Consider the following 26,187-nt stretch of genomic DNA (forward strand, 5'->3'; position numbering starts at 1 on the left):
AAATCTTCTCATCACATAAGGGCCTCAAGCCCATAACAGAGGCCGCACATCGCGGCCTTTTTTGTTATAATATCAACTTCTCAGCAGACAAATCTGCTGAATGAGACTTCGCCAAAGGCAAAGTCATGGTGCCGCGGGGTGGAGCAGCCCGGTAGCTCGTCAGGCTCATAACCTGAAGGCCGCAGGTTCAAATCCTGCCCCCGCAACCAATATCTTTCCACCATACAAAGCTACAGAACAAATTGCCCTCAAAAGACCACCGAAGACCAAATCATCCGCCGGGGTCCTTGAACAAGACATTCTGGTCTATCAAATATCGCGAAAATAACGGCAAACTCGCACCACCAACCGCGCGAGCCTGGCTCCCAACTTCACCCTCGATGATCTCAGGGATCATAACACCCTGAAGATCGTGCAGACCAAGCGCAAGCTGCGTTGCAACCACGATCCGCTTGCGCACCCAGTCCGGAAAACCGCCATCGATGATGACGGAAGAGAAGTCGATGATAGATGCGGCGGCAATCACGGCTTGCGCCAATGCAGCGGCCGTATTCCTGATCCATTGCTCGAGCGGTTCACCAAAATCGATCCATTCATCCGGCGAAAACCACAGCGGTCGCGGATCGATGCCCTCTTCTCGCAACATGTTTTCCAGAACGAAGATCGAGGCGATTTTCAGAAGTTGAACTGGTTTGCCGTCCTGTCCCTGTACCGGCAACGGGCCGATTGCACCGGCAGTCCCGGTCCGCCCGGAAAACAGTGCGGAATTGAGGACGACCCCGCCACCGATAAACGAGCCTATGAAGATATAGAGGAAATCGGGGCAATTCTGACCTGCTCCAAAAACCAGTTCCGCGCCACAGGCACTTGTCGCATCATTCTGGAGGAACACCGGGTAGCTTATGCTTTCAGCGATATCAGCACGAATATCGACGCTGCGCCAACGTTCCATTTCTATTTGAGGCGCGCCCACTTCCTGCGCCCAATTCCAGAGCTCAAAAGGAGCCGCAATGCCCACACCGGCGATTTTCTCGCGCTCTGCGTCGGTCAGTTTTGATTCGATTTCGGCGATGCCTTCGATCACGAAAGGCATGATCCATTCAGGCATCGGGTAAGGATAGGTTCTGTGGAGCTTGAGCTTGATGCGACCAACAAAGTCCATCAGCACCAGATCAACACTGCGGCGGCCGATTTTGACACCGAAGGAAAACACTGCATCAGGATTGAGTCGCATGGGGGTGGACGGCTGCCCCACTTTTCCGCGAAGCCTTTCGCCGCGCACGAGAAGTCCGTCTTTTTCGAGAGACCGCATGATGACCGAGACGGTCTGCGCGGAAAGCCCGCAAAGCCTTGAAATCTCGGCTTTAGAAAGGCTTCCATGCCTGCGGACGAGCGACATCACGAGCCGCTCATTATAGGCACGAACGCCTATCTGATTGGCCCCTCCGCTCGAATCCGTAACGCTGCCCGGAGTTGACAACGCCGGGTCAACAGACTGTCTCATTCACACTTCCTCCCGCCAGCAGAGTTTACGATACACAACACCTGCCGGCCTCCTGGCAAGCCATACATCGCGATGTTTTTGAGTATTGCGACTTTCCTGCTTGCACGGATTTAGAATGCCACACCGAATTAATAATTCAATCGGATTTATTTATTGACAGAGTTTGCCTTTGATGGTTCCATTTGTTTCAGCGATTGTCAGTCTCGGAGGAGACGGGATCGTCGGGCTGCCGCAAAGGCGCCCACTTGTTCATTTGGGAGGATTAAATGAAGACCACTGTTTCCGCTCTTTTGGGCGCGCTTGCGCTTGGCGTTTCTTTTGCCTCGGTCGCATCTGCCGCCGACACGTCGGTGTGCCTCATCACCAAAACGGATACCAACCCCTTCTTCGTTAAGATGAAAGAAGGTGCGACGGCCAAGGCCAAAGAGCTTGGCGTGACCCTGAAGTCCTATGCCGGCAAGATCGATGGTGATTCCGAAAGCCAGGTCGCCGCAATCGAAACCTGCATCGCGGACGGCGCCAAGGGTATTTTGATCACCGCTTCCGATACCAAGGGTATTGTTCCGGCTGTCCAGAAGGCGCGCGATGCCGGCCTGCTGGTAATCGCCCTCGATACACCTCTTGAACCAATTGATGCTGCCGATTCGACCTTTGCAACCGACAACCTTCTGGCTGGCGAATTGATCGGCAAATGGGCCGCCGGTACGCTCGGTGACAAGGCAAAGGATGCGAAGATCGCTTTCTTGAATCTCACCCCCTCTCAGCCCACAGTGGACGTCTTGCGTAACCAGGGCTTCATGAAGGGCTTTGGCATCGACGTGAAGGACATCAACAAGATTGGTGATGAAGACGATCCGCGTATCGTTGGCCATGACGTTACCAACGGCAATGAAGAGGGTGGACGAGCAGCAATGGAAAACATGCTGCAGAAAGATCCGACCCTGAACGTTGTCCACACGATCAATGAACCTGCGGCCGCCGGCGCTTATGAAGCTTTGAAGGCAGTCGGTCGTGAAAAGGATGTGTTGATCGTTTCGGTTGATGGCGGTTGCCCGGGCGTCAAGAACGTCGCCGAAGGTGTGATCGGAGCCACGTCACAGCAATATCCGTTGATGATGGCAGCCCTTGGCGTTGAAGCCGTGAAGAAGTTCGCTGACACGGGTGAAAAGCCAAAGCCTACCGAAGGCAAGAATTTCTTCGATACCGGCGTGACGCTGGTGACCGACAAGCCCGTCAAAGGTCTTGATTCGATCGACACGAAGGACGGCCTGAGCAAGTGCTGGGGTTGATACCCGGATACTGAAATCTGCGAGGGGGCCTCTCGCCCCCTTGTTCAGTCATGAACCCGCCGCATCATGTTCGGGCGAGCGGGACACAAAACAGACGAGCGTGATCGGGAGGAACATTCATGAGCGATCAGCCGGCGCGTGCTCAGCCGCACAATGAATTCGAAAAGGTGCTTTCAGGAAGCTCGACGCAAGTTGCGGCTTTCGATACGCACGACAAAACTCCTCTGGAGAAGCTTCAGCACTTTCTGCATTCCAGTCCGGCGGCCGTGCCGCTGATCGTGCTGGTGATCTCGTTGATTATCTTCGGAGCAATCCTCGGCGGAAAGTTCTTCTCTGCCTTCTCGCTGACCCTCATTCTTCAGCAGGTCGCCATCGTCGGTATCGTCGGCGCTGCGCAATCTCTGGTGATCCTGACCGCCGGTATCGATCTCTCGGTCGGTGCTATCATGGTCTTGTCTTCCGTCGTCATGGGACAATTCGCGTTCCGCTACGGTCTGCCAGCGGAACTCGCCATCCTGTGCGGATTTGCTGTCGGTGCGCTCTGCGGCTTCATCAATGGTCTTCTCGTCTCGAGAATGCGCCTGCCACCCTTTATCGTCACTCTCGGCATGTGGCAGATCGTTCTTGCCAGCAATTTCCTTTACTCCGCCAACGAAACGATCCGGGCACAGGATATCGCGCAACAGGCGCCCATTCTGCAGTTCTTCGGTCAGAACGTTCGCTTCGGCAATGCAGTGTTCACCTATGGTGTTATTGCGATGGTCCTGCTGGTCGCACTCCTCTGGTACGTGCTCAACCACACCGCTTGGGGGCGCCATCTCTACGCCGTTGGCGATGATCCGGATGCTGCCGAGCTTGCCGGTGTCAACGTGAAGCGCATGCTGACAACAGTTTACACTCTCTCAGGCCTCATCTGTGCTTTCGCCGGTTGGGCGCTGATTGGCCGCATCGGCTCCGTTTCTCCGACTGCTGGCCAGTTTGCGAATATTGAATCCATCACAGCGGTGGTGATCGGTGGCCTCTCCCTGTTTGGTGGTCGTGGATCCATACTTGGAATGCTCTTCGGCGCCTTGATTGTCGGTGTCTTCTCGCTCGGCTTGCGTCTCATTGGCACCGATCCACAATGGACCTATCTGTTGATCGGCGTCCTCATCATCCTGGCTGTCGCAATCGACCAGTGGATCAGAAAGGTAGCAGGCTGATGACAAAAGAACCGATACTCACGGCACGCAGCCTCGTTAAGCGTTATGGTCGCGTCACCGCCCTGGATCAGGCTGATTTTGATCTCTATCCGGGTGAAATCCTCGCGGTCATCGGCGATAACGGTGCGGGAAAGTCATCGCTGATCAAGGCTATTTCCGGTGCCATCACGCCGGATGAGGGGGAAATCCAGCTTGAAGGTCAGACCGTGCAGTTCCGCTCGCCCATCGAGGCGCGCAAGGCTGGCATCGAAACGGTCTATCAAAACCTTGCATTGTCCCCCGCCCTTTCCATAGCCGACAATATGTTCCTCGGGCGCGAGATCCGTAAGTCAGGCATTCGTGGAAGCTTGTTTCGCGCGCTGGATCGCCCGGCCATGGAAAAATTCGCGCGTGACAAGCTGTCCGAACTTGGTCTGATGACGATCCAGAATATCAATCAGGCAGTTGAAACGCTGTCTGGTGGTCAGCGGCAGGGGGTTGCGGTGGCGCGCGCAGCCGCTTTTGGTTCGAAGGTTGTCATTCTCGATGAGCCGACGGCCGCCCTCGGCGTCAAGGAAAGTCGCAGAGTGCTGGAACTGATACTCGATGTCCGTTCCAGAGGGCTTCCGATCGTGCTCATTTCACATAATATGCCGCATGTTTTCGAGGTGGCTGATCGCATTCATATTCATCGCCTCGGCCGACGCCTGTGCGTCATCAATCCGAAGGAGTATTCGATGTCTGATGCCGTCGCCTTCATGACGGGCGCCAAAGAGCCGCCGCGGGAAACCCTGGCTGCATGACATTGAAACTTGAAACGATCGTTGAAGAGGTCCTTCAACGGGCCGGAAACAAACCCCGATTTATCGTTGCTATTGCCGGTCCCCCTGGGGCCGGCAAATCGACATTGGCTGAGGCCTTGTGCAGCGCTCTGATCGCGAAAGGCGAGATGGCTGCGGTGTTGCCGATGGACGGCTTCCATATGGACAATGGTATCCTGGAAGAGCGCAGCCTCCTTGCAAGAAAAGGTGCGCCGGAAACCTTTGATGTCCGTGGTTTCCTGGATATCGTTTCCGCCGTTCGCAAAAACGACGAGGAAGTTCTCGTCCCCGTTTTCGATCGCTCTAGGGAAATAGCCATCGCGTCCGCGCGCGCCATCTCACCGGAAACTCGTTTCATTCTGGCGGAAGGTAATTACCTGCTTCTCAATGAGGAGCCATGGACACGGCTGACGGACAGTTTTGATATGAGCGTTTTTGTCGGTCCGTCCGTGGCGGTGCTAGAAGAGCGCCTTCGTAACAGATGGATCGGTTACGGTTTGAACGAAAGCCAGATCGCAGCCAAGCTGTTTGAAAACGATCTTCCGAATGGAAGACGGGTGATCGGATCTTCACGCCCTGCAGATATCCACATCGATATCTGGGAGTGACTGTACTCCCATAAGGGTGGAAGAGCCTGAAATATAGCCTTCATAAGAATTTGCTAACCATAGGGTGAATCTTTTTGATCCACCATGGCGGGGATTTACACGTCTATCCGTTGACGGAAAAGATTCATGATATACTATATGTGGTGTTCAAGGTTCTCTCGATTCGCAAGGATTGGGAGCTAAGACGGGAATTCGGTGCGAGACGCCATGATGGCGAAACAATCCCGAGGCTGCCCCCGCAACTGTAAGCGGTGAGCGTCGTTCCATATTGTGCCACTGGGGTTTACGCTCTGGGAAGGTTGGAGCCGATGTTTAGACCCGCAAGCCAGGAGACCTGCCTTGAGCGTGTACGTCCACGGGCGGGGTGTCCGGAAGGAGGGTGTTGGCGCAAATGACTTGCGCACGCCGTTTTCCTGTATCCCGCAGAGATCAACTTCGGGGTGAAGTCATGCCATCGTATTTTTACAGTTTCCTGCGCTCGTCGGCGTAGGTTTTGGTTCGTCGCGGCATAGCCGCTCCAATTCATCAATGAACCCACCCGCCTGATGGTAATGAGCCGTCGGGACCGTTCGGCTGCGCGTATGAGCAGCTTTGAAAGAGGACACCATGACCGTCACCGTTTACAGCAAACCCGCCTGCGTTCAGTGCACAGCAACCTATCGCGCGCTTGATCGCATCGGAGTCAGCTACGAAATCATCGATATTTCGGAGGATGCGGATGCCCTCGATCACGTCAGGGGGCTGGGTTACATGCAGGTTCCGGTCGTCATTGCTGGCGAGCGCCATTGGGCCGGTTTTCGCCCCGATATGATCAGCGCAATTTCCTGAGAGCGGGCGATGGGACTGATCGTCTATTATTCCAGCCGATCCGAAAACACCCATCGCTTCGTTCAGAAACTGGGTGGCCAGGCGCTCAGGCTACCTATCGGCACCGCTGACGAAACCCTGCTCGTGTCGGAACCCTATGTCCTCGTCACCCCCACCTATGGGGGAGGCGGGACCAAAGGGGCTGTTCCGAAACCCGTAATCCGGTTTCTGAACGAGCCAGCCAATCGAAACCTCATTCGCGGCGTCATTGCTGCGGGAAACACGAATTTTGGCGCGGCATTCGCCTCGGCTGGAGAGATCGTCTCGCGCAAATGCGCGGTTCCCTTTCTCTACCGCTTCGAGCTTCTCGGGACCGAGGAGGATGTCGCCAACGTCACTCATGGATTGGAACGATTTTGGACACGCTGACTTCTGACGTCCTTCGGGACAAGAGCGCAAAACAGCCAGTTTCCGTTACCGCGAAACCGCTGGATACAGCGCTTGATTATCACGCGCTGAATGCCATGCTCAATCTCTACGACGAGAACGGCAAGATCCAGCTCGACAAGGATCGGCAGGCTGCGAAACAGTATTTTTTGCAGCACGTCAATCAGAACACCGTCTTCTTCCATAACCTCAGGGAGAAGCTCGATTATCTCGTGACGGAAGGCTATTACGAGCAGGAGGTGCTCGATCAGTATTCGTTCAACTTCGTCCGCGATCTTTTCGACCACGCCTATGCCAGGAAGTTCCGTTTCCCGACCTTCCTTGGCGCCTTCAAATATTACACCTCCTACACACTGAAGACGTTCGACGGCAAACGTTACCTCGAGCGTTATGAGGACCGCATTTGCATGGTTGCGCTGGCGCTGGCCCGTGGCAACGAGTCGCTGGCTCGCGATATGGTCGATGAGATCATTTCGGGCCGCTTCCAGCCTGCGACCCCAACTTTCCTGAATGCCGGCAAAAAACAGCGTGGCGAACTTGTCTCCTGCTTCCTGTTGCGCATCGAGGACAATATGGAGTCCATCGCGCGCGGCATCAATTCAGCGCTGCAATTGTCGAAACGCGGCGGCGGCGTGGCTTTGTCACTTACCAACCTTCGCGAGGCAGGCGCCCCGATCAAGCAGATCGAGAACCAGTCTTCAGGCGTTATTCCCGTCATGAAGCTTCTGGAGGATTCATTCTCTTATGCGAACCAGCTTGGCGCGCGGCAGGGAGCGGGGGCCGTCTATCTGAACGCCCACCACCCCGATATCATGCGGTTCCTCGACACAAAACGCGAAAACGCCGACGAGAAGATCCGTATCAAGACCCTCTCACTCGGCGTGGTCATACCTGACATCACGTTTGAACTCGCCAAGAACAACGAGGATATGTACCTCTTTTCGCCTTATGACATCGAGCGTGTTTACGGTGTGCCGTTTACCGAAATCTCGGTCACGGAAAAATACCGTGAGATGGTGGCTGACAGTCGCATCAAGAAAAAGAAAATCAAGGCGCGCGACTTCTTCCAGGTGATTGCCGAAATCCAGTTCGAAAGCGGCTACCCCTACATCATGTTCGAAGACACGGTGAACAAGGCGAATCCGATTGCCGGGCGCATCACCATGAGCAACCTCTGCTCGGAGATTTTGCAGGTCAGTGACGCGAGCACTTACAATGCCGATTTGACGTATGATCATCTGGGCAAGGATATTTCGTGCAATCTCGGTTCGTTGAACATTGCCGCTGCGATGGATTCGGGTGATTTCGGCAAGACCATAGAGACATCGATCCGGGCGTTGACCGCCGTCTCTGACATGAGCAACATCACATCCGTCCCTTCTATCGCGAAGGGCAATGCCGACAGCCATGCGATCGGCCTCGGACAGATGAATCTTCATGGCTATCTTGCCCGCGAACGGATTTATTACGGTTCGGAAGAGGGCATAGATTTCACCAACATGTACTTCTACACGGTCACGTATCACGCCATTCGTGCTTCGAACCGGTTGGCAGTGGAGCGCGGCCAGAGCTTCAAGGGTTTTGAAAACTCAAAATATGCGTCCGGCGACTATTTCGACAAATACACGGAAACAGAATGGAAGCCGGCGACCGAAAAAGTGGCAGGTCTGTTCGAAAAGGCTGGTATCGCTATCCCGACGCAGGAAGATTGGCTGGCGCTGAAGCAGGCCGTGATGAGTTCGGGCCTTTATAACCAGAACCTTCAGGCGGTACCGCCTACCGGCTCGATTTCCTACATCAACCACTCGACCTCTTCCATTCACCCGATCGTCTCAAAGATCGAGATTCGCAAAGAGGGCAAGATTGGCCGTGTTTATTACCCGGCTGCCTATCTCTCAGATGACAATCTCGACTATTATCAGGATGCCTATGAGATCGGGCCTGAAAAGATCATCGACACCTATGCGGCAGCAACGCAGCATGTCGATCAGGGGTTGTCGCTGACCCTGTTTTTCCGCGATACAGCGACCACCCGCGACATTAACCGGGCGCAGATCTATGCCTGGAAAAAGGGCATCAAGACAATCTACTACATCCGCCTTCGCCAAATGGCGCTGACCGGCACGGAAGTGCAGGGTTGCGTCTCCTGCACCCTGTGATTTCCGGTGACGAACATGAATATCCAAATCAAGACCAACGCAAAGGCTGCCTCCCGCCTGCGTGCCATCAACTGGAACCGTATTGAAGACGACAAGGACCTTGAGGTCTGGAACCGTCTGACGTCAAATTTCTGGCTGCCAGAAAAGGTGCCGCTGTCCAACGACATTCCCTCATGGGGAACGTTGCGACCTGAAGAGCAGAAGCTGACCATCCGTGTCTTCACCGGTCTCACTTTGCTCGATACCATTCAGAACGGTGTTGGCGCCGTTCGGTTGATGGAGGATGCGGTCACGCAACACGAGGAAGCGGTGCTTTCCAACATTTCATTCATGGAGGCGGTCCATGCCCGCTCCTATTCCTCGATTTTTTCGACGCTTTGCCTGACACCCGACGTTGACGATGCTTACCGCTGGTCTGAGGAAAACGAGTTCCTGCAGCGCAAGTCGGCGCTTATCATGCGGGAGTACGACAGCGGCAACCCGTTGAAAAAGAAGGTCGCGAGCGTCTTTCTTGAGAGCTTCCTGTTCTACTCCGGTTTCTACCTGCCAATGTTCTGGTCAAGCCGTGCCAAACTCACCAACACAGCCGATCTCATCCGTCTCATCATTCGCGATGAGGCTGTTCATGGCTATTACATAGGTTACAAATTCCAGCGCGCGGTGGAAAGGCTGAGTGAGGCTGAGCGGCAGGAGATCAAGGATTTTGCTTTCGACCTGCTGCTGGAACTCTACGACAACGAAGCAAAGTACACGGAAGACCTTTATGATGGCGTCGGGCTATCGGAAGATGTGAAGAAGTTCCTTCACTACAATGCCAATAAGGCCTTGATGAATCTGGGTTACGAAGCCCTGTTTCCTGCCGAGGCGTGCAAGGTCAATCCGGCGATCCTGTCGGCGCTTTCACCCAACGCCGATGAAAACCATGACTTCTTCTCCGGTTCCGGATCGTCTTACGTTATCGGAAAAGCGGTCGCGACAGAGGACGAAGACTGGAATTTCTGAAAAAATTCCGCCGAATTTGTGCTGCGGATTTGCGAAACCGCGATCCGGTTACCCGACTCAATACCGAGTTGGGGCAGGACGAACCCGCATCATTGCGGGTTCACGACCTTGCTTGCCAAATGGAACGGGCTCGAGATTGTCGCACCAATGGCATCGAAAACGAAGGCGCCCGCCCGTCCGATTTCGGAGCCATTTTGCTGCCTGTTGGCCTCCAGTTGTGGGATTAGGGCGGCCAGAGCCGCGTAGCGGTCATGATTAAGCGGATCAGATGCTTCCAGATTGGAAATATCGACAAACTGCACGCCCTCTTTCAGCGCAGCTTCCTGAACCTGCGGATCTTCGACATCCAGGGCGCCGATACGCGTTACGTCGGCACCGAGTATGGAGGATGCCTTGAGTGCTCGGTCGTCCTTGGAAACCAATACTGTCAGGGCTGGATTGAGGCGTCCGACCACCTGGACCTGTTTGCGAAACACGTCAGCGTCGATATCCGGAGCCGCCAGAACGACCTGCAGTTTGGCAATGACATCGTTCCGTCCTTGAAAACGCAACTGACGCAAGGCTTCCATCACCAGCCAACCGCCCATGCTGTGACCGAACACGACGATCTTGCCTTTGGGTGACTGGCGGGCGAGGTCCGTCATAAGTCCTGCCAGCGCATCGCGGGAATAGGTCGCCGATTCCTTGTCGGCGACATAGCCTGTAACATTTGCCTGCGATGGCCAGGAAAATACCAGCGGTACGCCATTGATATCCGCATCGGCAGCCATTTGCGCTGCACGGAACAAGGCTTCCTGATAGCTGTAATTGTAGCCGTGCACGAAAAGACCGATCTGTTTACCTGACTTGGCGATCTGTCCCAGATCAGTATTGAATTCCTGCTCCTTGAGCATGTTGGCGCGGGTCACCACGAAATCCGTTTTGGGATTTGGCTTGCCCCTTGCCCACTCGATTTTTCCCTTTTTGTGGCTGGGCGGAATGGAAATATCGAACCGGGCATAGTTCGGTGCCGTCGCGCGACCTGTACCGAAGCCTTTACCCGCTTCATTTTGATCGCGTGTGCTTGCCACATAAGCGGTGAGGGTTTTCGCACCGTTTGCTTTCGTATCGATCGCCTGCAGGACATCCGCTCCCGGTCGTCCCGCGCAGGAGGAAAGGAGGCTGAGAGCGAGAATAAGCGAGACAACAAGGCGCATGAAAAAGGTAACCGGTAAGATTGAACTGGCCATAAATAAACATCCGCCCGAAAAGTTGCCAGAGCAGAATAATTTCCTTTTGTTTCGTCACCCTTCAGCCAACGAGAAGTGCCCTCCGATCTTGCTATCGCGCGAGGTTCGTTTTAGGCCGTAACCATGACGAACAAGGTCTCTCTGACACGACTGAAACTGACTGACTTCCGCAATTATGCGGCGGCATCTCTTAGCCTCGACGAGCGTCACGTGGTGCTGACGGGCGACAACGGTTCAGGCAAGACCAACCTGCTGGAAGCAGTATCGTTTCTCTCGCCCGGTCGCGGACTGCGTCGTGCAGTCTTGTCGGATGTTACACGAGTTGGCGCGGAGCTATCTGGCTTTTCGATCTTCGCTGACGTCGAGGGAATGGATGGCGAGGTCGCGATTGGTACCGGTGTCGAAGGGGATGGTGACGTCGTTTCTCGGCGTTTGAGGCTCAACGGTACGGCTGTACGATCGGTCGATGAGTTGACGGATCATCTGCGTGTCCTTTGGCTGACACCGGCCATGGACGGCCTCTTTACGGGATCATCTTCGGATCGTCGTCGCTTTCTCGATCGCCTCGTTCTGTCGCTTGATCCGGCACACGGCCGTCGTGCGAGCGATTTCGACAAAGCCATGCGTGGCCGCAATCGCTTGCTGTCCGAAGGGCGCTTCGATCCTGTGTGGCTGGACGGCATTGAAAAGCAGATGGCCGAGCTTGGCATGTCCATGGCGATTGCGCGTCACGAGATGCTGGGGCTTTTGAAGAACCTGATCGACACCCGCAAGGGCGACGCCGCGTTTCCATCTGCCGCGTTGGCGCTGTCCGGTTTCATGGACAACGCGTTTAACCGACCGGCGGTCGATCTGGAAGATGAGTATGCGTCGATGTTGCGTGACGGTCGCTATCGCGACGCTGCCGCAGGCCGCACGCTTGATGGGCCACACCGGGTCGACCTTTTCGTGCGTCACGCGGAAAAGGACATGGAAGCCGAACGTTGTTCGACGGGAGAACAGAAAGCTTTGCTTGTCGGACTGGTATTGGCGCACGCACAGTTGACGGCAAACATGACCGGTTACGCGCCGGTGCTGTTGCTGGATGAAATTGCTGCTCATCTGGACGAGGGTCGGCGTGCGGCTCTGTTCGACCTCATCCACGCTCTTGGCGGTCAGAGTTTCATGACGGGTACGGATACCGGCATGTTTTCGGCACTCGGTGAGCGGGCGCAATTCTTCAACGTTTCGCATGGCAGCATTACTGGCTGAGGATAGGAGCGCGAGATGGAGCCTTTGAGTCCCGAGGAAATCGAACGCTACAAGCGCCATATCCTCTTGCCGGAAATCGGTGGCGTTGGGCAGCAGCGCCTGAAGGCGGCCCGCGCACTGGTTATCGGAGCAGGGGGGCTCGGCGCGCCCGTTCTGCTTTATCTTGCTGCCGCAGGTGTTGGAACGCTCGGCCTGATCGATGACGACGTCGTTTCGTTGTCCAACCTCCAGCGGCAGGTGATCCATGACAGCGGCACGATTGGCGAACTGAAAACGGAGAGTGCACGCAATACCATTGCCCGGCTTAATCCGCATGTCCGCATCCTTGCCTATGAGGACCGTTTCTCCGCTGTCTGGGCAGACACACACCTCAAGGGTTTTGATCTCATCATTGATGGCTCAGACAATTTCGATACGCGGTATGCCGCTGCCGACGCTGCCGAAAGCGCGAGGCGACCATTGGTGACAGGGGCCGTTGGCCGTTTTGACGGATCGGTCACGGTACTGAAACCCTACGAGACCGGGCCCGATGGGCGTTTACTGCCAGGGTACCGAGACCTCTTCCCGGCTCCACCACCGCAAGGCCTCATTCCGAATTGCGCTGAAACAGGCATCGTTGGTGCCCTGACCGGTGTTATCGGGACGATCATGGCTATGGAGGCGGTGAAGGTGATAACGGGCGCTGGTGAACCGCTGATCGGTCGTCTGTTGCTATATGATGCACTTGCCGCCCGTTTTGAAACTGTCCGTTACAAGCGTCGACGCGAAGGGACTACGGCATGATCGAGATTGTTGGGATCGATCAGGAATTTGGACGTGAGCCCGAATTGCTGGCGCTCATCATGGCTTCCTTTGCCTATATGGATGGAGTTATCGATCCGCCATCCTCCGCCCATCGTCTGACACTCGAAAACCTTGCCGAAAAAGTCAAAAACGAAATCGCGTTTGCAGCATTGGAAAATGGCGAAATCCTGGGCTGCATCTTTTGCAAGCCTGAACCGCTTGGCAGTCTTTATGTCGGCAAACTGGCTGTATCGCCGAAATCACAGGGCAAGGGTGTCGGTTACCGGCTGATGTCGAGGGCGGAGACCTTGGCGCGCGAATTGGCGCTCCCGGCATTGCGTCTGGAGACGCGCATTGAGCTTGTCGGCAATCACGCCCGGTTCTCATCCTGGGGCTTCGTCAAAACAGCCGAAAATGCCCATCCCGGCTTTGATCGGATGACCTCGATTGAAATGACCAAGCGACTCGACTGATGCGATCAGTTGCGGCCCGGCAGAACGCGGTTCGGTGGACGGTGACCATCGAACAGGGTGCGAATGTTGATGATGACCTTCTCCCCCATGTCAATGCGGCCTTCGATGGTTGCCGAGCCCATATGCGGTAACAGCACCACCTTGCCCTCCTTGGCGAGCTTGATGAGCTTGGGATTGACGGCAGGCTCATTCGAATAGACGTCCAGGCCGGCGCCGGCGATCTTGCCGTCTCGCAGGCATTGGATCATCGCGGCTTCATCGATGATGTCACCACGGGCTGTGTTGACGATGTAGCTCGTCGGCTGCATCAGCGCCAACCGCCGTGCCGAGATCAGGTGGTAGGTCGCCGGCGTTGCAGGGCAATTGATGGAAACGATATCGACGCGGGCAAGCATCTGGTCAAGACTGTCCCAATAGGTGGCTTCGAGTTCCGCTTCAGTGGCAGGATTGACGCGTTTGCGATTGTGGTAGTGGATGGAGAGCCCGAAGGCTTTTGCGCGTCGGGCAACCGCTGTGCCGATCCGCCCCATGCCGACAATGCCGATCCGTTTGCCGGAAATGCGTCGTCCAAGCATCCAGGTCGGCGACCAGCCCATCCACTCGTCAGCGCCGTTGGCGAGAACGCGCGTGCCTTCGATCATGCGGCGCGGCACAGCCAGCACCAGCGCCATGGTGATGTCGGCCGTGTCTTCGGTGAGCACATTGGGCGTATTCGTGACGGTGATGCCCTTGCGCGCTGCCGCATCCACGTCCACGTGGTCAATACCATTGGAAAAGCTGGCAATCAGCTTCAATTGTGGCCCGGCCTGTTCGATCATTGCAGCGGTAATACGATCGGTAACCGTTGGCACCAGAACGTCCACCCGTTGCATGGCGGCGACGAGTTCCTGTTCGCTACGCAGCGTGTCATCGATGTTCAGTTCGGCGTCGAAAAGCTCTCGCATTCTGGTTTCGACCACATCCGGCAGTTTGCGGGTGAGATAGACGGTTGGTCTCTTCTTGTGAGTCATCGTTAGCCGCTGCCTTGTTCAGAAGTCATTAACCAGAAAGAGCGATAATTTCTCTCACTCAGGGCGTTTCTACCAGACCCACCGGCGAAGACAAACAAAACTCGTGCGGGCGCGAGGCGCTGGAAACGCGTGTCCTGGATATCCTGTGGTTTACGGAAGGCAAGGAAGCGGAAATGGGCATGCGTCGCGTAACTTCTATGGTCTGCATTGCATTATCGCTGGCTTTTCTCGCGGCAACGCCAGCACAGGTCAGCGCTCAAAGTGCTGCGAAGGGCGCAAGCGGTCTGCCGCTGCCGCGTTTCGTCAGCTTGAAGTCGAAGCGCGTCAACATGCGAATCGGCCCCAGCACCGACTACGCCGTCTCCTGGATGTACATGAAGTCCGGCATGCCGGTGGAGATCATTCAGGAGTATGAAAACTGGCGTCGTATCCGCGATGCTGACGGCACGGAAGGCTGGGTCAACCAGGCACTACTTTCCGGCGAGCGGACAGCCGTTGCAGCCCCGTGGATGCGGGGCAAGGGCAAGGACGTATATGTCAACATGCGCCGCGATCCGCAATCGGGCGCAGCCGTTGTTGCAAAGCTCGAGCCTGGCGTTCAGGTCATCATCAAGGAATGCAACGGCGACTGGTGCCGGGCCGAAGCCGGCCAGGCAAATGGTTGGTTATCGCAGGGCGAAATCTGGGGTGCCTATCCGGGCGAAGCCTTCAAATAAGCCCGTGTTTGCTGCCCAGAGCTTTCAATGACGACATCGGCCGCGGTCCGACCTGCTGAATGACGGCGGCGGCGGCGAGGCAGCCGAGTTTGCCGCAATCCTCAAGCGAGCGGTCCTGCGTGTAGCCGAACAGGAAGCCTGCCGCAAAGAGGTCTCCTGCTCCGGTCGTGTCGACAACATCGTGAACGGGGAAGGCATCGACTTTTACCCGTTCGTTGCCACGCAGGATGACGGCGCCATCTTCACTCATCGTCACCGCAGCAATCTTGCAGTCGGCAGCGATCTTCGAAAGTGCCAGCTCGAAGTCGTCGGTTTCATAAAGCGACAGAGCTTCCTGCTTGTTGGCGAATACGATATCCACCGTGCCGGATCGCATCAGATCGAGAAACTCGTCGCGATAGCGTCCAACACAGAAACTGTCCGAGAGCGTCATGGAAACTTCGCGGCCGTTTTCATGGGCGATACGGGCGCAGTCGCGAATGGCGTCCTTGGCGCGCGGCGGGTCCCAGAGGTAACCCTCGAAGTAGGTCACCTTGGAGTCGGCGACGACGTTGGCTTCAACGTCTTCAGGGCCGAGGTCCACACAGGCGCCAAGATAGGTGTTCATGGAACGCTCACCGTCTTCGGTGACAAAGATCATCGAGCGCGCCGTTGGCGGGAAGGTGCCTTCCGGTTTGGTTTCGAAATAGACGCCCTGCGCACGAATATCATGCTGGAAGATTTCACCGAGCTGGTCATTGGCGACCTTGCCGAAATAGGCAGCTTTGCCGCCGAAATTCGCAATGCCGGCCGCCGTATTGCCGGCGCTGCCGCCAGAGGCCTCAAGGGCCGGGCCCATCAGGGAGTAAAGCAATTCGGCCCGCTCGGCATCGATCAGGTTCATCGCGCCCTTGGTAATGCCATTGTCGTTGAGAAAGCGATCATCGCAGCGGGAAATGATGTCGACGATAGCATTGCCGACCGTCAGTACGTCGAATTTCGTCATAGGCCCTTTTCCGGTTCGCACGGGTCCGTGCTGGTGTCCGGAATTTGGTCTTAAACATTTCTCGCGGCAAGAAAAGCCCAAAGCGGGAGCGGGGAGGAATATGCGCCGTGATATTGTCCAATCGGGCGTCATTTGGCTGTAACATGGGCGCGCTATATCGGTGTCAGAGCAAAGGGCGCATATGTGTTCCGAAAGGAAGACATGAGGTCTTCCAGCTCAACCGTTGTTTTCACCACGGATGTACTGGTGGAACATAACGGTCCGAAAAAAGGCGGGGGTGACCCCGCTTTTTCTTTTGGTGCTTTCGCGACACGATGTCGAATGTTGGCCCGGGCCGCAAGATTCCGTCCGACGGACATGTAAGCATTGTCCGCATCGTGAAGATGGGGTAAGCGGGATATCTTCCCAAGGCCGCGAAAGTCTCCCTCCTCATGTCCGCTGTTGCCGCAAACGTTGCCCCTATTTTCATTCTGATCCTGATTGGCTGGTTGACTGTCAAAGCAGGACTGTTCAGAGCGGATGCCGGCGAGATTTTAAGCGACTTCGTGTTCAAGATTGCGGTTCCGACCCTGATCTTCCGGACGCTGGCGGAGGCCAATTTCCACGGGGCGTCGCCATTTCGCCTTTGGATCACCTATTTTGCCGGTGTCGCCATTACATGGACACTCGGCCACATCGTGACCCGCTACGTCTTCAAGCAGGATGTACGCATTGCAGTCATTGCCGGCATTTCTTCGGCTTTTGCCAACAACATCTTTATCGGCCTGCCTTTAGTTGGTCGCTCGGTTGGCGATGAAGGCTTGGTCGCTTTGTCGATCCTGCTTGCCATTCATCTGCCCGTGATGATGATCGCAGGCACCATTCTGATGGAAAATGCCACGCATAAGGCCGTTGGTGGTGAAAAGCGGAGCATGGGCGCTGTCTTCAGGCAGGTTGGACGCAATCTTGTCACCAACCCGCTGGTGATCGGCCTTTGCATCGGCCTTGCAACAAATGTCTCGGGGCTGCCCATACCGTCCGTCATGAAGACGGTTATCGATCAGGTCGCCTCAATGGCGGGCCCGGCAGCACTGATTTCGCTTGGCATGGCACTGACGAAATACACTGTCCGTGGCAATCTGCGGATCGCATTCACGATGACAGTGTTCAAGCTGTTGTTGTTGCCCGCCTGCGTCTGGCTAATGGGGCGCGCACTTGGCCTCAGTCATGAATGGACCGCGGCACTTGTTCTGACCTCTTCGGTGCCGACGGGCGTGAATGCCTGGCTGATCGCCAACCGTTTCGGCATAGGCCACAGCGTCGCGGCCTCCACGATCAGCATATCGACCGCGACGGGCGTTCTGTCCGTGTCGCTTTGGGCCTGGCTGCTGAGCTAAGGAATTTCTGTAAAAATGGAAAGCAAAACAGAGCACGTCCAATCTTAACGAGACGGACGTGCTCTGGTTTTAGGCTGCGCTGATTATTTCTGCGCGCTCAAGATCTTGAAGCGGGCGTTGCGGCACACTTCCTGGCTGTTGCGGAATTCTGCAGCCAGAATCGGCTCGTAGGGCATCCCGCGGTTGGCGACCATCAGAAGCTTGCCGCCACTGCGCAACGCAGCCGCTGCCGCCTTGATAAAGGCCTGGCCAAGTGCTGGTTCGGCTGCCTGACCGGCTGCGTGGAACGGCGGGTTCATGATGATGAGGTCGTATTTTTCCTTCGGCGGCTCGGCGGCGAGATCCTGCCAGAAGAAACGGGCGGTGAGACGCGGATTGTTTTCCAGGAGATTGTTCTTGGCGAATTCGAGGGCATTCCAGTCTGCTTCGAAGAGATCGATGCGCGCCGTGCGTGGCGATTTCTCGGCCAGCATGATCGACAGGTAACCCCAACCGGCGCCAAAATCTGCGGCATTGCCGTCAAAGTCCGTTGGCAGGCGCGAGACGAGAAGTTCCGAACCATCATCGACACGGTCGTGCGAGAACATGCCAGGCATCGCCGTGAAGCGGCCCTCGACGGTGACCGCGCCATGCTTCAGTTTGCCAACCAGAGCTGAAACATCGTCCGGTCTTTTGAACCACAGCGCAACACCGTGGTACTTCGGTGTCGATTCTGCCTCAACACCAAGCTTTGCCAACGTTTTGCGAAGCGTGACGATACCGTCTTCCTTGGAGCCGGCAGCAACGATGATGCCTCCAGTCTTGACCCGGTTCAGCGCCTCGGCCACCCGGTTTTCGTTTTCGCCGCGGTGCTTGCCGCACAGGATGAGTGCTGCATCATAGGTGCCCTCGGGAATATCCGGCGTTACCTCGGCGCTGTGCGCCTGCAGGGTCCGGTAAAGCGGGCGCAGGTTCTGAACCGCAACGATGTCGGCATCGAAACCGGCTGGCCGGGCCGTACCGGCTTCCGCACCGAGAAACAGCACGCGTTCGCCGGATTTCGGCATTTCAAGCATGTCGGCGGCAAAAGGATGAAACAGGGTTTTGACGGCGTCGCGGCTCATCGGAGTTCCTCAAGCGGTAAATAGAAAAAAGGCGCGGGAAATTCCCGCGCCTCGATGTGGGACAGGCGGCGCAGCCTTACTCGGCAGCAGCTTCGCCTTCTTCCTTCTTCTTCTCGACAACGATTTCCTTGCCGGTTGCCTGATCGACAACCTTCATGGAGAGGCGAACCTTGCCGCGCTCGTCAAAGCCCATCAGCTTGACCCAAACCTTGTCGCCTTCCTTGACGACGTCGGAGGTCTTTGCAACGCGCTCGGAAGCGAGCTGCGAGATGTGCACGAGGCCGTCACGGGCGCCGAAGAAGTTGACGAAAGCGCCGAAGTCAGCGGTCTTGACGACCGTGCCTTCGTAGATCTGGCCGACTTCCGGCTCAGCAACGATGGAGTGAATCCACTTGCGGGCCGCTTCGATTTCCTTGCCCGAAGACGAGGCGATCTTGACGGTGCCGTCGTCTTCAATGTTGATCTTGGCGCCGGTCTTTTCAACGATTTCGCGGATGACCTTGCCGCCCGAACCGATGACTTCGCGGATCTTGTCGACCGGAATGTTCATCACTTCGATGCGCGGTGCGAATTCACCGAGCTGGCTGCGGCTCTCGGTGATGGCGTTGGCCATTTCGCCGAGAATGTGCTTGCGGCCGCCCTGAGCCTGCTCAAGTGCGATCTTCATGATCTCTTCGGTGATACCGGCGATCTTGATGTCCATCTGGAGCGAGGTGATACCATCGGCGGTACCGGCAACCTTGAAGTCCATGTCGCCGAGGTGATCTTCATCACCAAGGATATCGGAGAGAACGGCGAAGCGTTCACCTTCGAGGATCAGACCCATGGCGATACCTGCAACCGGCTTGGCAAGCGGAACGCCTGCGTCCATCAGTGCGAGCGAGGTGCCGCAAACCGTTGCCATCGAGGACGAGCCGTTGGACTCGGTGATTTCCGATACGACGCGCAGCGTGTAGGGGAACTGTTCCGCAGTCGGCAGCATCGGGCGGATAGCGCGCCATGCGAGCTTGCCGTGGCCGATTTCGCGACGGCCCGGGGAGCCCATGCGACCAGTTTCACCGACCGAGTAGGGCGGGAAGTTGTAGTGCAGCAGGAAGCGTTCCTTGTACATGCCAGTCAGGCTGTCGATGTACTGTTCGTCTTCACCGGTGCCGAGCGTGGCAACGACGACGGCCTGGGTTTCACCACGGGTGAAAAGCGCAGAACCGTGGGTACGTGGCAGAAGGCCGACTTCCGAAACGATCGGACGAACGGTCGACAGGTCGCGGCCATCGATACGGCTCTTGGTGTCGAGGATGTTCCAGCGAACGATCTTGGCCTGAAGATGCTTGAAGACGGCGCCGATTTCTTCCGCCGTGTACTTGGCTTCGCCTTCTTCCGGAAGGAAGTGAGCCTTGACCTTCGCCTTGACGGCGTCGACAGCGGCGTAACGGGCAGCCTTTTCGGTGATCTTGTAAGCGTCGCGCAGTTCAGCTTCGGCCAGACCGAGCATCTCGTTTTCGAGAGCGGAGAAGTCTTCCGGTTCGAATTCGCGCGGTTCCTTGGCGGCAACTTCAGCGAGCTTGATGATCGCGTCGATGACCGGCTGGAAACCACGGTGACCGAACATGACGGCGCCGAGCATGATGTCTTCGTTCAGTTCCTTGGCTTCTGATTCAACCATCAGAACGGCGTCGGACGTACCGGCAACAACCAGATCGAGGGTGGATTCGTCCATCTCGTCGAGGTGCGGGTTCAGAACATATTCGCCGTTGATGTAGCCGACGCGTGCGCCGCCGATCGGGCCCATGAATGGGATGCCGGAGAGCGTCAGTGCTGCCGAGGTGGCAACCATCGACAGGATATCGGGATCGTTTTCCAGATCGTGCTGGATAACGGTAACAACGACCTGCGTGTCGTTCTTGTAGCCTTCAGGGAAAAGCGGGCGGATCGGACGGTCGATCAGGCGAGAAACCAGAGTTTCGTTTTCGCTCGGACGGCCTTCGCGCTTGAAGTAGCCGCCAGGGATCTTGCCGGCTGCGTAGGTCTTTTCCTGATAGTTGACGGTCAGCGGAAAGAAGTCCTGGCCAGGCTTCGGAGCCTTGGCGGAAACCACGGTCGCGAGAACCATCGTCTCGCCGTAGGTTGCGATGACCGCGCCGTCAGCCTGACGGGCGATCTTGCCGGTCTCCAGCTTCAGCGGGCGGCCTGCCCATTCAATTTCCACGGAGTGTTGATTGAACATATCTTGTCCTTAATCTTGGTTGCCCCTTCGGCAAGATGCCGAAACCGGGCAGCTCTGAGACACAATCACGGGCAAGACAGCGGGAGGCTTTTTGCCGGTGGCCATAACAGCGCGGCATGCCATCTCTGGCCAAAGCGTCCGGCAATCCTGCCCCATGACAGGTCGTCGGTTACAAGGCGGCACCGGCCCATCCGGGCCACCTTAGGTTCGGGACGCTTTTTCAGCGAAGTCCCGGAAAACAAGAAATCCGGAATGATCCGGATAGAAAAACCGGCGGGTATCGTAACGAAAACCCGCCGGAAGAGTTTTAGCGGCGAATGCCGAGGGCGCCAATCAGCTTGGTGTAGCGGGCGTCGTCCTTCTTCTTCAGATAGTCGAGAAGCGAACGGCGGCTCGAAACCAGCGTCAGAAGGCCACGACGGGAGTGGTTGTCCTTCTTGTGGCCCTTGAAGTGTTCCGTCAGGTTGTTGATCCGCTCGGTCAGGATGGCAACCTGAACTTCCGGCGAACCGGTGTCGCCTTCCTTCGTTGCGTATTCCTTGATGAGGGCGGCTTTGCGCTCTGCAGTAATCGACATCGGACGATCCTTTCTATTTTAAGGAAAAACGGGACGCCTAAAGCCGGGATGTCGTCCAGCTCTGGCCATTCAGTAGCGCGGGCAAGCGCCCAAGCTGGCGCTGCCTATAAACCATTATGGGTATAATTGAAAGAGGCGATTGACAGCCGCCCCTTTGCGGGCGTCTCAGCCAAAAACACGTTTCGGGCGGAACTCGCCCTGGGCGATCTCGCCAATGGCGACCAGCTTGCCATGCGCGGTGGCATAGGCTTCCGGATGATCGGCTGGTGCATCACGGCCACGCAGCAGAATGGGATTGCCCATTTTCAACCGGTGGGCCTGATCGTCGTTGATGATCAGGCGGGGCAGGGAGGAAAGCGCTTCGGCCGTATCGATGAGATAGGCATCAAGGGCTTCGAGACGTGCATCGCGATCCTCGAGTGCTTCCAGCTCAACAAGCTTCTCAAGCGGAACCATCATGTCTTCGCCGAATGGCGCAACCATGGTGCGACGCAGCTCGGAAATATGGCCGAAACAGCCGAGATCGCGGCCCATGTCGCGCGCCAGTGCCCGAACATAGGTGCCCTTGCCACATTCGACTTCGAAATGGGCGGTATCGGCATCCGGGCAGGCGAGCAGCGTCAGGCGATGAATCTGGACTTCGCGGGCAGGAATTTCCACGGTCTCGCCCTCGCGCGCGAGATCATAGGCACGCTCGCCGGCAATCTTGATGGCCGAGAACTGCGGCGGCGTCTGCATGATGGTGCCGGTGTAGTTCGGCAGAATATCGCGGATTGCCTGTTCGTTCGGGCGTATATCGGACGTTTCAACGGCTTCGCCCTCAAGGTCATCCGTTGTACGCTCTTCACCCCAGGTAACGGTGAATTCGTATATCTTGCGGCCGTCCATGACGTAAGGGACAGTCTTGGTGGCGTCGCCAAGGGCGATCGGCAGCATGCCTGACGCCAACGGGTCGAGCGTACCGGCGTGGCCGGCCTTTTGGGCATTGAACAGCCACTTGATCTTGGAGACGGCTTCGGTCGAACCGAAATCAAGCGGCTTGTCGAGAATAAGCCAGCCGGAAACCGGGCGGCCCTTTGGTTTACGGGACTGCTGTTTACGTGGTTTGGACATGCTTCAGTTCTATTCTTCGTCTTTGTCTGCAGACGTGCCGAGATCGCGGCTGACTTCTGGCGAGCGCAGAAGTGCATCGATCTTCTGATAATTATCGAAACTCGTATCGTCGCGGAAACGCAGTTCCGGCATGTATTTCATCTGCCGAAGCTGTGGACCAAGGCGGCCGCGGATGAACTTGGCATGACGATTGAGTGCATCGATGGTGCCGGTGTGATCGGCAACGCCGAGTGGCGTTACGTAAGCCGTCGCGATCTTCAAATCGGGCGACATGCGCACTTCCGAGATCGAAATGACGGTCTTTTCAATAAGATCGTCGCGAACTTCGCCGCGTTGCAGGATTTGCGTCACGGCCGCGCGAACCTGTTCGCCGACGCGCAGCATACGCTGCGAAGGAGCCGATGATGTTGCTTTTGCCATTTCTTTTGCCCCTGCACATCGCCCCTCAATCTTTTCTGTCGAGGAGGGTGTGTGCAAATCTAGCGCATAGGTCCGAAAATCGAAATCGATTTTCGATGCGAACGATGCGCAGTTTCAAAGTGTTAGAGCGTCCTGACTGCGTCTGAAACGACCAGCGGCGCTCTGGTGTTACGGCGACCTGTGCACGCTTCGAGTGATTGAGGGCGCTATAAAGAATCGAGCGCCGGCTTGCCGGCGCCCAATTGCGATTTTCATGTACGTTTCAACCGGACGCTTAGAGCGTTCTGGTGATGTGCTCGACGCGGAAGCACTCGATGATATCGCCTGCGCGGATATCTTCGTAGTTCTCGAACGCCATACCGCATTCCTGACCGACCGGCACTTCTGCCACTTCGTCCTTGAAGCGCTTGAGCGTCTTGAGCTTGCCTTCGTGAATGACGACGTTGTCGCGAATGAGACGAACGCCTGCACCACGTTCCACCTTGCCTTCGGTAACGCGGCAACCCGCGACCTTGCCGACCTTGGTGATGTTGAACACTTCCAGGATTTCCGCGTTGCCGAGGAAGGTCTCGCGACGCTCCGGCGACAGCAGGCCGGACATCGCTGCCTTCACGTCATCCACCAGATCGTAGATGATGTTGTAGTAGCGGATCTCGATGCCGGCGCGTTCGGAAGCCGTGCGTGCCTGTGCGTTGGCGCGAACGTTGAAGCCGATGATCGCGGCGTTGGATGCCTCGGCAAGCGAGATATCCGATTCCGTGATGGCGCCAGCGCCCGAGTGAACGATACGAGCGCGGACTTCGTCGGTGCCGAGCTTGTCGAGCGAAGCGATGATGGCTTCGACCGAACCCTGCACGTCTGCCTTGATGACCAGCGGGAATTCCTTCATTCCCGAAGTCTGCAGCTGGCTCATCATCTGTTCCAGCGAACCGCGCTGACCGGTCTGGCGGGCAACAGCCTTGTCGCGTGCCAGACGCTGACGGTACTCGGAAATCTCGCGAGCACGGCTTTCGTTTTCGACAACCGCAAAACGGTCACCTGCAGAGGGCGTACCGGAAAGACCGAGAACTTCGACAGGCATGGCCGGACCGGCTTCCTTGACGTGTTCGCCCTTGTCGTTGACGAGTGCGCGAACGCGGCCCCACTGGTCGCCAGCCACGATGATCTGGCCAGGCTTCAGGGTACCCTTCTGCACGAGAACGGTGGCCACGGCACCACGGCCGCGGTCGAGTTCCGCTTCGATGACGGTACCTTCTGCAGTACGGTTCGGATCTGCCTTGAGGTCGAGAATTTCGGCCTGCAGCAGGATAGCTTCAAGCAGTTTGTCGAGACCAAGCTGCTTCTTGGCGGAGACTTCCACGTCAAGCACTTCACCGCCCATGGATTCCACGAACACTTCGTGCTGCAGAAGCTGCTGGCGAACCTTTTCAGGGTTTGCCTCGTGCTTGTCGATCTTGTTGATCGCCACGATGATCGGCACGTTGGCTGCCTTGGCGTGATTGATCGATTCAATCGTCTGCGGCATCACGCTATCGTCAGCGGCAACCACCAGGATGGCGATATCCGTCGCCTGCGCACCACGAGCACGCATCGCCGTAAAGGCGGCGTGGCCGGGGGTGTCGATGAAGGTGATCTTCTGACCGTTCTTCTCGACCTGATAAGCACCGATATGCTGGGTAATGCCACCGGCTTCGCCAGCAACCACATTTGCCTGACGGATGGCGTCGAGCAGCGATGTCTTGCCGTGGTCGACGTGACCCATGATCGTTACGACCGGCGGACGGGAAACCATCTCGCCTTCATCGTCAACCTTGTTGAAGAGACCTTCTTCAACGTCGGATTCGGAAACGCGCTTGACCGTGTGGCCGAACTCGACTGCGATCAGTTCAGCCAGATCGGCGTCGATCACGTCGCCGGGCTTCATCATCTGACCTTCCTTCATCAGGAACTTGATGACGTCGACGGCACGTTCGGCCATACGCTGCGACAGTTCCTGAATGGTGATGGTCTCAGGCAGGATGACTTCGCGCATGACCTTTTCGCGGGTTTCCTGCATCTGGCTGCGACGGAATTTCTCCTGACGACGGCGCATGGAGGCCATCGAGCGGCCACGCGGTGTGCCGTCTTCTTCCAGATTGGCGGCGGTTACGGTCAGCTTGCCGCGACGGCGCTCTTCTTCCGTCTTGAGACGGGCAGCAGGCTTGGCAGGCGCCGGAGCGACAACCTTGCCACGAACCGGCATGCCGGTGGTGCGGCGTGCACCGCGATCATCATCCTCATCCGAAGTGCGGCGTCCGCGCTGTGCTGCGGCGTCACCGGCAGGAGCCGGACGTGCGGGAGTTGCGGCCGGGCGTGCCGAAGGCTGCGGGCGGGCATCAGCACGCGGTGCAGGCGTTGCGGCCTGAGCGGGCTTTTCTTCGGCAGCAGCAGGCTGATTTTGAGCAACCGGCTGGCTTGCCGCTGCCTTCGCAGCAGCAGCTTCCTCGGCGGCGCGACGTGCTGCCTCTTCCTTCTCGGCTGCAATGCGGCGTTCTTCTTCTACCTTGCGGCGGGCTTCGTCTTCTGCACGCTGCTTGGCTTCCTGAACGTCGCGAGCCTGGGCTTCCATCAAAGCGCGGCGACGCGCTTCCATCTCGCCTGCGGAAAGGTCGTGCAGGACATTGCCGCGCGGCCGTTCAGGCTGACGCTGCTGAGGAGCGGAGGAGCCGGGGCGCTGCTGCGACTGGGAAGAACCCGGACGCTGCTGCTGACCAGATGGCTGATGAACGCGTGGCTGGGGAGCCTGCGGGCGCGGTGCGGCTGCGGCCACGGGAGCTGCTGGCTTGGGCGCCTGAACCGGGGCGTGCGTGCCCTGCTTCTCGTCTTCGGGACGCATGGGGCGGCGTTTACGTGTTTCCACGACAACCGCGTTGGTGCGACCTCGACCCATATCCTGACGAACCGTACCCTGATTCATCCCGCCCGGTTTCAGGGTAAGAGTCTTCTTGGCTGGTGCGTTGAGTGTCTTGTCGTCGTTGTTGTCGGTCATTCCGTTCCCGTTCCTTCGGACGAGAGCCGGATGACGTCCATCAGGTCTCGTCGTTCAATTGCTGCATCGGAACGCGGCGAC

The 26,187-nt window shown here is 57.0% G+C and carries 23 protein-coding genes, 1 tRNA gene and 1 riboswitch; of the genes, 14 read left to right on the forward strand and 10 right to left on the reverse strand.

Annotation, left to right across the window (positions count from 1 at the left end; genetic code table 11):
- Positions 1 to 132: 132 nt before the first annotated feature.
- A tRNA-Met gene (locus HWX89_RS08875) sits at positions 133 to 209 on the forward strand.
- Between the two features lie 62 nt (positions 210 to 271).
- Here the strand turns inward: HWX89_RS08875 and HWX89_RS08880 are convergent.
- Positions 272 to 1,504 (reverse strand): ROK family transcriptional regulator, encoded by a 1,233-nt coding sequence (locus HWX89_RS08880; RefSeq protein ID WP_138794136.1) that lies wholly within the window; start codon positions 1,502 to 1,504, stop codon positions 272 to 274.
- A 266-nt stretch (positions 1,505 to 1,770) separates the two neighbouring features.
- On the opposite strand from HWX89_RS08880, the gene HWX89_RS08885 reads away from it, so the two are divergent.
- The 8 genes from HWX89_RS08885 (at position 1,771) to nrdF (ending at position 9,818) form a co-directional block, all read left to right on the forward strand.
- On the forward strand, positions 1,771 to 2,793 hold the full coding sequence (locus HWX89_RS08885) for a sugar ABC transporter substrate-binding protein (RefSeq protein ID WP_138794137.1): 1,023 nt from the start codon (positions 1,771 to 1,773) through the stop codon (positions 2,791 to 2,793).
- A 119-nt stretch (positions 2,794 to 2,912) separates the two neighbouring features.
- On the forward strand, positions 2,913 to 3,995 hold the full coding sequence (locus HWX89_RS08890) for an ABC transporter permease (RefSeq protein ID WP_138794138.1): 1,083 nt from the start codon (positions 2,913 to 2,915) through the stop codon (positions 3,993 to 3,995).
- Positions 3,995 to 4,777, forward strand: coding sequence for an ATP-binding cassette domain-containing protein (locus HWX89_RS08895; RefSeq protein WP_138794139.1), 783 nt, complete (start codon positions 3,995 to 3,997; stop codon positions 4,775 to 4,777). Before HWX89_RS08890 ends, HWX89_RS08895 begins: the two co-directional genes overlap by 1 nt.
- A complete protein-coding gene (locus tag HWX89_RS08900; RefSeq protein WP_138794140.1) occupies positions 4,774 to 5,403 on the forward strand; it encodes a nucleoside triphosphate hydrolase in 630 nt (209 codons plus the stop codon). Before HWX89_RS08895 ends, HWX89_RS08900 begins: the two co-directional genes overlap by 4 nt.
- Before the next feature lie 133 nt (positions 5,404 to 5,536).
- Positions 5,537 to 5,759, forward strand: a riboswitch (cobalamin riboswitch).
- Positions 5,760 to 6,009: 250 nt separating this feature from the next.
- Positions 6,010 to 6,231, forward strand: a complete 222-nt coding sequence (nrdH, locus tag HWX89_RS08905; protein ID WP_138794141.1) for a glutaredoxin-like protein NrdH — start codon at positions 6,010 to 6,012, stop codon at positions 6,229 to 6,231.
- 9 nt (positions 6,232 to 6,240) lie between these two features.
- Positions 6,241 to 6,639: a class Ib ribonucleoside-diphosphate reductase assembly flavoprotein NrdI gene (nrdI, locus tag HWX89_RS08910; RefSeq protein ID WP_138794142.1), complete on the forward strand. Its 399-nt coding sequence runs from the start codon at positions 6,241 to 6,243 to the stop codon at positions 6,637 to 6,639.
- On the forward strand, positions 6,627 to 8,816 hold the full coding sequence (gene nrdE, locus HWX89_RS08915) for a class 1b ribonucleoside-diphosphate reductase subunit alpha (protein WP_138794143.1): 2,190 nt from the start codon (positions 6,627 to 6,629) through the stop codon (positions 8,814 to 8,816). Before nrdI ends, nrdE begins: the two co-directional genes overlap by 13 nt.
- A gap of 15 nt (positions 8,817 to 8,831) precedes the next feature.
- Positions 8,832 to 9,818, forward strand: a complete 987-nt coding sequence (gene nrdF / locus HWX89_RS08920; protein ID WP_138794144.1) for a class 1b ribonucleoside-diphosphate reductase subunit beta — start codon at positions 8,832 to 8,834, stop codon at positions 9,816 to 9,818.
- 89 nt (positions 9,819 to 9,907) lie between these two features.
- Here the strand turns inward: nrdF and HWX89_RS08925 are convergent, their stop codons facing one another.
- On the reverse strand, positions 9,908 to 11,014 hold the full coding sequence (locus tag HWX89_RS08925; RefSeq protein WP_138794914.1) for an alpha/beta hydrolase: 1,107 nt from the start codon (positions 11,012 to 11,014) through the stop codon (positions 9,908 to 9,910).
- A gap of 156 nt (positions 11,015 to 11,170) precedes the next feature.
- Between HWX89_RS08925 and recF the strand changes: the two genes are divergently transcribed.
- From recF to HWX89_RS08940, 3 genes are read left to right on the forward strand one after another with little or no spacing between them, the layout of a single operon-like run.
- Positions 11,171 to 12,298: a DNA replication/repair protein RecF gene (gene recF / locus HWX89_RS08930; RefSeq protein WP_138794145.1), complete on the forward strand. Its 1,128-nt coding sequence runs from the start codon at positions 11,171 to 11,173 to the stop codon at positions 12,296 to 12,298.
- 15 nt (positions 12,299 to 12,313) lie between these two features.
- Positions 12,314 to 13,081, forward strand: a complete 768-nt coding sequence (locus HWX89_RS08935; protein ID WP_138794146.1) for a molybdopterin-synthase adenylyltransferase MoeB — start codon at positions 12,314 to 12,316, stop codon at positions 13,079 to 13,081.
- Positions 13,078 to 13,554 carry a GNAT family N-acetyltransferase gene (locus tag HWX89_RS08940; protein ID WP_138794147.1) on the forward strand — a complete coding sequence of 159 codons (477 nt, stop codon included), beginning with the start codon at positions 13,078 to 13,080 and terminating at the stop codon, positions 13,552 to 13,554. Before HWX89_RS08935 ends, HWX89_RS08940 begins: the two co-directional genes overlap by 4 nt.
- A gap of 5 nt (positions 13,555 to 13,559) precedes the next feature.
- Here the strand turns inward: HWX89_RS08940 and HWX89_RS08945 are convergent, their stop codons facing one another.
- Positions 13,560 to 14,564: a 2-hydroxyacid dehydrogenase gene (locus tag HWX89_RS08945; protein ID WP_138794148.1), complete on the reverse strand. Its 1,005-nt coding sequence runs from the start codon at positions 14,562 to 14,564 to the stop codon at positions 13,560 to 13,562.
- Positions 14,565 to 14,737: 173 nt separating this feature from the next.
- Here HWX89_RS08945 and HWX89_RS08950 point away from each other — a divergent pair, with 173 nt between their 5' ends.
- Complete coding sequence (locus tag HWX89_RS08950) at positions 14,738 to 15,280, forward strand: SH3 domain-containing protein (RefSeq protein ID WP_138794149.1); 543 nt, start codon at positions 14,738 to 14,740, stop codon at positions 15,278 to 15,280.
- On the opposite strand, the gene HWX89_RS08955 is transcribed toward HWX89_RS08950, so the two are convergent.
- Positions 15,273 to 16,265, reverse strand: a complete 993-nt coding sequence (locus HWX89_RS08955; RefSeq protein WP_138794150.1) for an adenosine kinase — start codon at positions 16,263 to 16,265, stop codon at positions 15,273 to 15,275. The genes HWX89_RS08950 and HWX89_RS08955 overlap by 8 nt on opposite strands.
- Positions 16,266 to 16,696: 431 nt before the next feature.
- On the opposite strand from HWX89_RS08955, the gene HWX89_RS08960 reads away from it, so the two are divergent.
- Complete coding sequence (locus HWX89_RS08960) at positions 16,697 to 17,641, forward strand: AEC family transporter (RefSeq protein WP_138794151.1); 945 nt, start codon at positions 16,697 to 16,699, stop codon at positions 17,639 to 17,641.
- Between the two features lie 83 nt (positions 17,642 to 17,724).
- Here HWX89_RS08960 and HWX89_RS08965 read toward each other — a convergent pair whose 3' ends face one another.
- The 6 genes from HWX89_RS08965 to infB form a co-directional block, all read right to left on the reverse strand.
- Positions 17,725 to 18,744 carry a class I SAM-dependent methyltransferase gene (locus HWX89_RS08965; protein WP_138794152.1) on the reverse strand — a complete coding sequence of 340 codons (1,020 nt, stop codon included), beginning with the start codon at positions 18,742 to 18,744 and terminating at the stop codon, positions 17,725 to 17,727.
- A 76-nt stretch (positions 18,745 to 18,820) separates the two neighbouring features.
- Positions 18,821 to 20,968, reverse strand: a complete 2,148-nt coding sequence (gene pnp / locus HWX89_RS08970) for a polyribonucleotide nucleotidyltransferase (RefSeq protein ID WP_138794153.1) — start codon at positions 20,966 to 20,968, stop codon at positions 18,821 to 18,823.
- A gap of 307 nt (positions 20,969 to 21,275) precedes the next feature.
- Positions 21,276 to 21,545: a 30S ribosomal protein S15 gene (gene rpsO, locus HWX89_RS08975; RefSeq protein ID WP_027674538.1), complete on the reverse strand. Its 270-nt coding sequence runs from the start codon at positions 21,543 to 21,545 to the stop codon at positions 21,276 to 21,278.
- Positions 21,546 to 21,710: 165 nt separating this feature from the next.
- Positions 21,711 to 22,658, reverse strand: a complete 948-nt coding sequence (gene truB, locus HWX89_RS08980; RefSeq protein ID WP_138794154.1) for a tRNA pseudouridine(55) synthase TruB — start codon at positions 22,656 to 22,658, stop codon at positions 21,711 to 21,713.
- 9 nt (positions 22,659 to 22,667) lie between these two features.
- Positions 22,668 to 23,078 carry a 30S ribosome-binding factor RbfA gene (rbfA, locus tag HWX89_RS08985; protein WP_138794155.1) on the reverse strand — a complete coding sequence of 137 codons (411 nt, stop codon included), beginning with the start codon at positions 23,076 to 23,078 and terminating at the stop codon, positions 22,668 to 22,670.
- Positions 23,079 to 23,352: 274 nt separating this feature from the next.
- Positions 23,353 to 26,106: a translation initiation factor IF-2 gene (gene infB / locus HWX89_RS08990; RefSeq protein ID WP_138794156.1), complete on the reverse strand. Its 2,754-nt coding sequence runs from the start codon at positions 26,104 to 26,106 to the stop codon at positions 23,353 to 23,355.
- Positions 26,107 to 26,187: the final 81 nt, after the last annotated feature.

Source organism: Rhizobium sp. RM (assembly GCF_013390595.1).
Taxonomy (GTDB): domain Bacteria; phylum Pseudomonadota; class Alphaproteobacteria; order Rhizobiales; family Rhizobiaceae; genus Agrobacterium.

Bases quoted from the DNA above. Each gene is read 5' to 3' on its own strand.
- rbfA (WP_138794155.1), bottom strand. From the start codon at position 23,078: ATGGCAAAAGCAACATCATCGGCTCCTTCGCAGCGTATGCTGCGCGTC.
- HWX89_RS08880 (WP_138794136.1), bottom strand. From the start codon at position 1,504: ATGAGACAGTCTGTTGACCCGGCGTTGTCAACTCCGGGCAGCGTTACG.
- truB (WP_138794154.1), bottom strand. From the start codon at position 22,658: ATGTCCAAACCACGTAAACAGCAGTCCCGTAAACCAAAGGGCCGCCCG.
- HWX89_RS08935 (WP_138794146.1), top strand. From the start codon at position 12,314: ATGGAGCCTTTGAGTCCCGAGGAAATCGAACGCTACAAGCGCCATATC.
- nrdF (WP_138794144.1), top strand. From the start codon at position 8,832: ATGAATATCCAAATCAAGACCAACGCAAAGGCTGCCTCCCGCCTGCGT.
- nrdI (WP_138794142.1), top strand. From the start codon at position 6,241: ATGGGACTGATCGTCTATTATTCCAGCCGATCCGAAAACACCCATCGC.
- HWX89_RS08960 (WP_138794151.1), top strand. From the start codon at position 16,697: ATGTCCGCTGTTGCCGCAAACGTTGCCCCTATTTTCATTCTGATCCTG.
- HWX89_RS08940 (WP_138794147.1), top strand. From the start codon at position 13,078: ATGATCGAGATTGTTGGGATCGATCAGGAATTTGGACGTGAGCCCGAA.
- recF (WP_138794145.1), top strand. From the start codon at position 11,171: ATGACGAACAAGGTCTCTCTGACACGACTGAAACTGACTGACTTCCGC.
- HWX89_RS08890 (WP_138794138.1), top strand. From the start codon at position 2,913: ATGAGCGATCAGCCGGCGCGTGCTCAGCCGCACAATGAATTCGAAAAG.
- HWX89_RS08945 (WP_138794148.1), bottom strand. From the start codon at position 14,564: ATGACTCACAAGAAGAGACCAACCGTCTATCTCACCCGCAAACTGCCG.
- infB (WP_138794156.1), bottom strand. From the start codon at position 26,106: ATGACCGACAACAACGACGACAAGACACTCAACGCACCAGCCAAGAAG.
- HWX89_RS08885 (WP_138794137.1), top strand. From the start codon at position 1,771: ATGAAGACCACTGTTTCCGCTCTTTTGGGCGCGCTTGCGCTTGGCGTT.
- HWX89_RS08900 (WP_138794140.1), top strand. From the start codon at position 4,774: ATGACATTGAAACTTGAAACGATCGTTGAAGAGGTCCTTCAACGGGCC.
- HWX89_RS08925 (WP_138794914.1), bottom strand. From the start codon at position 11,014: ATGCGCCTTGTTGTCTCGCTTATTCTCGCTCTCAGCCTCCTTTCCTCC.
- pnp (WP_138794153.1), bottom strand. From the start codon at position 20,968: ATGTTCAATCAACACTCCGTGGAAATTGAATGGGCAGGCCGCCCGCTG.
- HWX89_RS08895 (WP_138794139.1), top strand. From the start codon at position 3,995: ATGACAAAAGAACCGATACTCACGGCACGCAGCCTCGTTAAGCGTTAT.
- nrdH (WP_138794141.1), top strand. From the start codon at position 6,010: ATGACCGTCACCGTTTACAGCAAACCCGCCTGCGTTCAGTGCACAGCA.
- HWX89_RS08965 (WP_138794152.1), bottom strand. From the start codon at position 18,744: ATGAGCCGCGACGCCGTCAAAACCCTGTTTCATCCTTTTGCCGCCGAC.
- HWX89_RS08950 (WP_138794149.1), top strand. From the start codon at position 14,738: ATGGGCATGCGTCGCGTAACTTCTATGGTCTGCATTGCATTATCGCTG.
- rpsO (WP_027674538.1), bottom strand. From the start codon at position 21,545: ATGTCGATTACTGCAGAGCGCAAAGCCGCCCTCATCAAGGAATACGCA.
- HWX89_RS08955 (WP_138794150.1), bottom strand. From the start codon at position 16,265: ATGACGAAATTCGACGTACTGACGGTCGGCAATGCTATCGTCGACATC.